General features: G+C 31.5%; 8 protein-coding genes. All 8 read right to left on the reverse strand.

The window, feature by feature from the left end:
- Window positions 1-530: (d)CMP kinase (gene cmk, locus ACTB1H_RS08885; RefSeq protein ID WP_463262490.1), on the reverse strand; the 530-nt coding region annotated here is incomplete at its 3' end.
- Between the two features lie 40 nt (window positions 531-570).
- Window positions 571-933 (reverse strand): chorismate mutase, encoded by a 363-nt coding sequence (aroH, locus tag ACTB1H_RS08890; protein WP_463262491.1) that lies wholly within the window; start codon window positions 931-933, stop codon window positions 571-573.
- A gap of 50 nt (window positions 934-983) precedes the next feature.
- Window positions 984-2,204 carry a BaiN/RdsA family NAD(P)/FAD-dependent oxidoreductase gene (locus tag ACTB1H_RS08895; RefSeq protein WP_463262492.1) on the reverse strand — a complete coding sequence of 407 codons (1,221 nt, stop codon included), beginning with the start codon at window positions 2,202-2,204 and terminating at the stop codon, window positions 984-986.
- 128 nt (window positions 2,205-2,332) lie between these two features.
- Complete coding sequence (locus ACTB1H_RS08900) at window positions 2,333-3,205, reverse strand: MurR/RpiR family transcriptional regulator (RefSeq protein ID WP_463262493.1); 873 nt, start codon at window positions 3,203-3,205, stop codon at window positions 2,333-2,335.
- Window positions 3,183-3,746, reverse strand: a complete 564-nt coding sequence (locus tag ACTB1H_RS08905) for a 2-oxoacid:acceptor oxidoreductase family protein (protein ID WP_463262494.1) — start codon at window positions 3,744-3,746, stop codon at window positions 3,183-3,185. The genes ACTB1H_RS08900 and ACTB1H_RS08905 overlap by 23 nt, the downstream gene beginning before the upstream one ends.
- Complete coding sequence (locus tag ACTB1H_RS08910) at window positions 3,743-4,570, reverse strand: 2-oxoacid:ferredoxin oxidoreductase subunit beta (protein WP_463262495.1); 828 nt, start codon at window positions 4,568-4,570, stop codon at window positions 3,743-3,745. The genes ACTB1H_RS08905 and ACTB1H_RS08910 overlap by 4 nt, the downstream gene beginning before the upstream one ends.
- A complete protein-coding gene (locus ACTB1H_RS08915) occupies window positions 4,563-5,702 on the reverse strand; it encodes a 2-oxoacid:acceptor oxidoreductase subunit alpha (protein ID WP_463262496.1) in 1,140 nt (379 codons plus the stop codon). Before ACTB1H_RS08915 ends, ACTB1H_RS08910 begins: the two co-directional genes overlap by 8 nt.
- Window positions 5,702-5,905: an indolepyruvate ferredoxin oxidoreductase subunit alpha gene (locus tag ACTB1H_RS08920; protein ID WP_463262497.1), complete on the reverse strand. Its 204-nt coding sequence runs from the start codon at window positions 5,903-5,905 to the stop codon at window positions 5,702-5,704. The genes ACTB1H_RS08915 and ACTB1H_RS08920 overlap by 1 nt, the downstream gene beginning before the upstream one ends.
- Window positions 5,906-5,983: the final 78 nt, after the last annotated feature.

Below are 5,983 nucleotides of genomic sequence, written 5' to 3' on the forward strand. Positions count from 1 at the left end.
TTGTTTATATCTTCAATGATTTCAGATAGATTTAAATCATCATGATTTTTTTCTAATAATTCAATATATCTTCTTTTCCCTCTTTCTTCTGGCTTAGCAGTTATAAAAAATTTATGTGTCGCATTAGGCAGTACAACTGTCCCGATATCTCGTCCGTCCATAATTACGTTGTTATTTTCTGCCATTTTTTGTTGTAATTCTACCATTTTCTTCCTTACTTCAGGATAGCTAGATACATAAGAAACATTCTTGCTTACATTATTCTCTCTGATTTTATCATCTACTATTTCACCATCTAAATAAATATGATTATTTGAAAAGGTTATTTCTGTATCATCTATTAAGCTTAAGACTTCACTTTTATTTTGAGGATCCAATCCCTTCTCTAGTACCTTTAAAGTATAAGCTCTGTACATTGCTCCTGTATCTATATATTCTAATTTTAATTTTTCAGCTACTTTTTTTGCAACTGTGCTTTTTCCTGCTCCAGCAGGCCCATCGATTGCTATTGCAATATGTACTTTGTTCATAATTCCTCCTATAAAAATACAGCCACCCAAAGGTGGCAACCTAATTTGATAGATCAGGTCTAAGAATTTTAGCATCCTTTAAGTAGACATGTTTAGCTTCATCTTGGTTCATCTCAGATACACATAAAATTAAAACCCTAATACATTTTGAAAGGCTTCCCTCAACATCCATTTCCTGTAAACACATTAAGCTGCATTGGGTGTACTCTAATATTCGTGCAGCTTTTGCAGGATATACAGCATTTAAATCTTTGGTTGCAGTGAATAAAATGCATATTACATCATTTTTTTTCAGTTTGTTTTCATTTTCTATAGTTGTTAATAACTCTATTGTTGAAGATAAAATACTTTCCTCTGTATTGTCATCAACTGTTATAGCACCTCTAATTGAAATTGTATTCATTACTTGCTCCTTTATAATTATATAATATTAACTGAGTGTTAACAAGCACTTTATACATTTATTCCAGCCAAATAACCAGTTGAAAAAGCTATCTGTAGATTATATCCCCCAGTTAACGCATCAACATCTAGTATTTCACCAGCAAAATATAAACCTGAAATAATTTTCGACTCCATTGTCGATGGATTTATTTCATCTACATTAACACCACCACTTGTAACAATGGCTTCTTCAATAGGTCTAAACCTCACAAATTCCATTTTAAGTTTTTTTATAGAAATCACTAATTTTTGTCTTTCTATTTTTGTTATCTGATTAACTTTCTTTGTTGGTTCTATAGTTGAGTTTGAAAGAATCCACTCTATAGTTTTCTTTGGAAGTAAGTCATTGAGAGCATTTTTTATTTCTTTATTTTTATATTTTTCAAAATCTCTTAATATTCTTGCTTCTAGTTTTTCTTCAGATAGTGCCGGTTTTAAATCCAAAAACAATTCTATATCTGGTACATATTTATTAATATAATTGCTCATTGTTAAAACTATAGGCCCAGAAATTCCAAAATGAGTAAATAACATTTCTCCAAATTCCTTATGTATCAATTTCCCATTTTTCAAAAAAGCACTTAGCTCAACATTCTTTAATGATAGTCCTTTGGTTTCATTTAAAAATTGACTATTTATTTCAATTGGAACTAATGAGGGTTTTAATTCTTTTATTGTGTGTCCAAATTTTTTCGCAAATTTGTATCCATCACCTGTAGACCCTGTTGCTGGGTAGCTTACTCCGCCTGTAGTTATTATGACTTTATCAAACTCTTGTTTTTCACACCCATTTAGTTCGATAATAAATTTATCATTTCTTAAGTAAATATCAGTAACTTTTGAATTTAAGCATAAATTCACATTACTATTTTTTATATATTTTTCCAAAGCATTTATTACATCGATCGATTTGTCTGATTGAGGGAATACTCGATTACCTCTTTCTACTTTAAGTTCTAATCCAAGGTCGATTAAATTATTTATTAGCATTTCATTAGTGAAGGTATATAGAGCACTATATAAGAATTGATGATTTGTTACAATATTATCAAAAAATTCATCAATTGGAGATGCATTAGTGACATTACATCTACCCTTCCCTGTTATCATTAATTTTTTGCCTATGATCTTGTTTTTTTCAAATAATGTTACATTTTTACCACGATTAGCAGCTACACAACTAGCTATGATTCCTGCCGGCCCTGCTCCTATTACAGCTATTTTTGACATCATTAAACCCTCCTTAGATATGATATCATATTTTTTTAATCATTTATATCATTTATGATAATATTATTTATGACATATTTTTTAATTATAAATTATAGCCTCCGTGTTTAAGTATCACGGAGGCTATCTTACTTGATATTTGAAGTATTTGACTCGTTATAAGTTCCATATTTCTCCCATATGAATTCCAGCTCTTCAAAAAAGGGCGTAATATCGTCTCTTTTTTTGGTAGCAATTGCTAAAATAAAGGCGTTTAACAGACTCATCGGTGAAACAAGCGAATCAACAAATGAAAGCATTTCGGATTTTGCTATTAAAGATATATCTGATTTAGTATAAGCTGGGGATAAATTACTATCAGTAAAAGTAACAATCTTACATCCTTTTGTTCGCACATAATCTAGAGCATCTAATGTTCTCTTTGAGTATCTTGGATATGTAATGCATACTAATACATCATCAGATTTTATTTTGGCTAATTGTTCAAATATATCGTTGGCTGAAGGTTGAACTAATTTTATATTATCGAATATAAAGTTCAAGTAAAAATTTAAATAACCCGCTAGAAAACTAGAGCTTCTTAAACCTAATAAGTAAATATTATCAGCTTCAATAAGTGTATTAACTGCCAAATTGAAATTGAATTCATTGATTTCTAAGATAGTCTTTTTCATGTTATCTATGTCTTTTGCCATTATCTTATCAATAAAATCGCTATTAGTATTTAACTCATCAGATAAAGAAATTCTCTGAACTGTAGTTAATTTATTGCGTATTAGTTCTTGCAAATCTCTCTGCAAATCTTTATAGCCCTTATACCCTAATGCATTAGCAAATCTTACTACTGTTGACTCACTAACATTCAATCTATTACCAATTGCAGCTGCTGTCATGAAAGCTGCTTTATCATAGTTATTCACAATATATTCAGCTATAATTTTTTGTGCTTTGCTAAAATTCATAAAACTATCTTGAATTTTAGATATTATATTTTGCTCCATCAGTAATTTCCTTCCTATTTATTAAATTTCTTCCTTCAATTAAAGCATTTCTATTTAATTCTTCTGTACCTTTAGGTACCCTTTTTAAAACTGCTTTTTCAAGTGAATTTTCAGATACAAGGTTTAGAATCTTATTTATAGCTCCTAGAGCAACAATATTAGCAACGAAAGCTTTCTTTAACTTTTCATTTGCAGTTTCTAAAATAGGAATTTGATAAATTATGATATCCTCTCTTTCTGGTCTATCGACAGTACTGTCAATAACTAAAATTCCTCCCTTTTTGAGTGTGTGAATATATTTATTGCAAGCAACATTAGTAAGTGATAACAATAAATCGCATTCTGTTATTTTAGGAAATACTATTTCTTGATCACTTATTATGACTTCAGCTTTACTAGCACCACCTCTGGCTTCTGGCCCATATGATTGAGATTGAAGTGCATTTTTCCCATCCAATATTGCACTTTCAGCTAGTATTATTCCCCCAGTAATTAGTCCTTGCCCACCTGAACCCGTTAATCTAATTTCATATTTTTTCATTGATTGCTCTCCTTTCCAAGGGAATCAATAAGCATTTGATACTGTTCGGTATATTCTTTCCTTTCTTTAGTATAAAGTTTACCAATAGGAAATTTACCAATCTTTTCATCTTCACTCATCTTTTGCCATGCTGTATACATTACTCCATGTTCTTTTAAAAATTTAATCATGTCCACTGCAGATCCTTTTTTATTCTTTCTACCATAATAAGTTGGACAAGTTGCAATCGCTTCTATAAATGAGAACCCTTTATTTGCAATTCCTTCTTGAATTACTTTTTCAAGTATATTGACTGCATAAACTGTACCTCTGGCAACATAAGTAGCACCAGCTGCATTAGCTAATTCGCATAAATCAAAATTTGGATCTATACTTCCATATGGAGCTGTAGTAGCTTTATCTCCCATAGGAGTTGTAGGTGAGTACTGTCCTCCAGTCATTCCATAAATACTGTTGTTAAATACCACAGTCGTAATATCAATATTTCTTCTTGCTGAATGAATTAGATGATTTCCACCTATCGCAGAAGCATCACCGTCCCCAGTTATTACAATTACATGCAATTTAGGATTTGCAAGTTTTACTCCCGTGGCAAAAGCTAATGCTCTTCCATGTGTTGTGTGTAGTGTATTAAAATCTAAATAGCCTGCAGCTCTAGATGAGCACCCAATCCCAGATACTATACATACATCATCTTTAGGTATATTTAAATTATCTATAGCCTTAACAATAGCTCTAGTTACTATACCGTTGCCACACCCCGGGCACCAAATATGAGGGAGCGTCTCTGTTCTAAAATAATTATTTATTAATTCACTAGGCATAAATATCCTCCTTAATAAAAGATATAATTTCTTGAGGAACGATGATATCTCCATTAATTTTCCCATATTTTCTTACTTCACATTGAGCGGATACTATTCTCTGAACTTCCAAAAAATATTGTCCAGCATTCAATTCGACCACGTAAATTTTCTTTACTTTTTTGCTCAGTTCTGATATTTCCTTATCAGGTGAAGGCCATATTGTTATTGGTCTAAACATGCCTATTTTTATCCCTTGTTCTCTAAGTTTGTCAACTGCTACTTTTGAAGATCTTGAAATCGCCCCAAATGATATGATAGCATATTCACTATCTTCTAATAAGTACTCTTCAAAATTTACTATATCTTGTTTATTATCTTCTATTTTGTTAATTAGCCTATTTAACAATTTATCTGCTACAGATTCGTTGTTGCTTGGAAAACCGGTTTCATCGTGTACTAAACCTGTAACATGAAATCTGTAGCCTTCTCCAAAAGAAGGCATTTCTGGTACTATATCACCATCATTAACTTTATAAGCTAAATATTTGTCATCAGATTTAGTAGGTTTTTTTCTGTCATAGATCTCTATATTTTTAAGTTCCTCTAAATCTATTTTTTCTCTCATATGCCCGATTATCTCATCCAATAGCAATATAACTGGGGTTCTATATTTTTCCGAAAGATTGAAAGCTTTTATTGTTGTAGTATATATTTCTTTTACAGAGGCTGGGTAAAGAGCTATTATAGAGTGATCACCGTGTGTCCCCCATCTTGCTTGCATTATATCTCCTTGAGAAGGTGAAGTTGGCAATCCAGTACTTGGGCCGCTTCGTTGCACATCTACTATAACTATAGGGATTTCAGCCATAATTCCATAACCAATGTTTTCTTGTTTTAAGCTAAAGCCTGGTCCAGAAGTAGCTGTCATAGATTTTAAACCTGCTAATGAAGCTCCTAAAGCAGCTGCTACTCCAGCAATTTCATCCTCCATTTGAATGAATTTGCCTCCATACTTTGGTAACAATTCTGCTGAGAGTTCAGCAATTTCAGTAGATGGAGTTATTGGATATCCTGAATAAAATCTCATTCCTGCATGAATTGCACCCATTACACATGCTTCGTTTCCTTGCATTAATTTTAATTCAGCCATTACTTTTCCTCCTCTAAATAAATAGCATAATCAGGGCAATGGTATTCACATTGTCCACATTTTATACAATTGTCAAGATCTTTTATGTATACCTTTTCATTCTCAATTTCTAATACTTCTTTAGGGCATATAAATACACATATCCCACAGCCCTTACACCAGAGAGTATTTATTTTTAGAGAAACTTTATCTTTTGCAGGCATTTTTTATCCCCCTTTGTTTCTATTAATAAAATAATATCAAACTAATTGTAATATTGCAACTTTGGATGTATCAGCTCC

This window comes from Soehngenia sp. (assembly GCF_055108775.1).

Bases quoted from the DNA above. Each gene is read 5' to 3' on its own strand.
- ACTB1H_RS08920 (WP_463262497.1), bottom strand. From the start codon at position 5,905: ATGCCTGCAAAAGATAAAGTTTCTCTAAAAATAAATACTCTCTGGTGT.
- aroH (WP_463262491.1), bottom strand. From the start codon at position 933: ATGAATACAATTTCAATTAGAGGTGCTATAACAGTTGATGACAATACA.
- ACTB1H_RS08900 (WP_463262493.1), bottom strand. From the start codon at position 3,205: ATGGAGCAAAATATAATATCTAAAATTCAAGATAGTTTTATGAATTTT.
- ACTB1H_RS08910 (WP_463262495.1), bottom strand. From the start codon at position 4,570: ATGCCTAGTGAATTAATAAATAATTATTTTAGAACAGAGACGCTCCCT.
- ACTB1H_RS08905 (WP_463262494.1), bottom strand. From the start codon at position 3,746: ATGAAAAAATATGAAATTAGATTAACGGGTTCAGGTGGGCAAGGACTA.
- ACTB1H_RS08895 (WP_463262492.1), bottom strand. From the start codon at position 2,204: ATGTCAAAAATAGCTGTAATAGGAGCAGGGCCGGCAGGAATCATAGCT.
- ACTB1H_RS08915 (WP_463262496.1), bottom strand. From the start codon at position 5,702: ATGGCTGAATTAAAATTAATGCAAGGAAACGAAGCATGTGTAATGGGT.